A 1432-nucleotide genomic window follows, 5' to 3' on the forward strand; every position below is an offset into this window, starting at 1 on the left:
ACCCATCCCCCACCCACCCCCGGGAGCCGTGAAGAGGCCGGCTGGCGGCTGGCGGCTGGCGGCTGGCGGCTGGCGGCTGGCGGCTGGCGGCTGGCGGCTGGCGGCTGAAAATTACACTCCCGCCGCAGGCGTCGCAGCAGGTCAGGGCGCTCTCGACGGACGGCCGGCTTCCCGCTCCCGCCCGGGGCCACCTAGCATCGGGCCCCATCGAGGCAGGAGCGGAAAATGCGACGAAAGACGCGCGGAAGCGACGCGATCCTGGCGGTTCTGACGGCCGCGGTGACCGCGGTCGCGACCCTGGGACTCCTCCTGGCGGCCACGGCGATGCCCGCGCAGGCCGCGGCCACCAGGATCATGGCACTCGGAGACTCCATCACCGGTTCCCCCGGATGCTGGCGTGCCCTCCTGTGGAACCGGCTCGTGAACGCCGGTCACACCAACATCGACTTCGTCGGCACCCTGCCACCGCAGGGCTGTGGCGTCGCGCACGACGGGGACAACGAGGGGCACGGCGGGGCGCTGGTCACCAACGTCGCCGACCAGAACCAGCTCCCCGGCTGGCTCTCGGCGACCACACCCGACATCGTGATGATGCACTTCGGCACCAACGACGCCTGGAGCAACCGCGCGACCGCCACCATCCTGGCCGCGTACGGCAAGCTGGTGGACCAGATGCGGGCGAGCAACCCCAACATGAAGATCCTCGTCGCCCAGATCATCCCGATGAACCCGAGCACGTGCGGTGAGTGCGCGCAGCGGGTCTCCGCGCTCAACGCGGCGATTCCCGGCTGGGCCGCGGGCAAGACCACCGCTCAGTCACCGATAGTCGTGGTCGACCAGTGGACGGGCTTCAGCACCGCGACCGACACCTACGACGGCGTGCACCCCAACGCCTCGGGCGACCAGAAGATGTCGGACCGGTGGTTCCCCGCTCTGGCCGCCCTGCTCGGCTCGGGACCGTCCCCGACGATCACCCCCACCCCGACGCCGACCATCACGCCCCCGCCGAGCGGCGGCTGCACGGCCACCTACCAGACCACCAACCAGTGGCCGGGCGGCTTCCAGGGCGAGGTGACCGTCAAGAACACCGGTGCGGCGGCCATCACCGGCTGGACGGCGAACTGGACGTTCACCGGCCGGCAGATCAGCCAGGCCTGGAACGCGACGGTCACCCAGTCGGGAGCCTCGGTCTCGGCACGGAACGCCGCCTGGAACGGCTCCCTGGCCGCGGGCGCGACCGCGACCTTCGGCTTCATCGCCTCGGGGACGGGCTCCCCGGCTCCCGCGGTGTCCTGCACGACCGGCTGACCGGTCCGATCGCCGTACGGCCGGGTTCCGACGCGCACATCCGGCCGTACGGCGTCCCGAGTCGGTCGTCGATCCCCGGTTCACCTACTCGGTCGAGGTCGAAAGGCTGCCCTCCGGCAACGGC

Annotated in this window: 1 protein-coding gene; it reads left to right on the forward strand. The window is 71.5% G+C overall.

Annotation, left to right across the window (positions count from 1 at the left end):
- The first annotated feature begins 225 nt into the window (after nucleotides 1-225).
- Nucleotides 226-1308 carry a cellulose binding domain-containing protein gene (locus ABT130_RS47585; RefSeq protein WP_350966501.1) on the forward strand — a complete coding sequence of 361 codons (1083 nt, stop codon included), beginning with the start codon at nucleotides 226-228 and terminating at the stop codon, nucleotides 1306-1308.
- The last annotated feature ends 124 nt before the right edge of the window (nucleotides 1309-1432 follow it).

It is taken from the genome of Streptosporangium sp. NPDC001681, from assembly GCF_040298085.1.
Taxonomy (GTDB): domain Bacteria; phylum Actinomycetota; class Actinomycetes; order Streptosporangiales; family Streptosporangiaceae; genus Streptosporangium.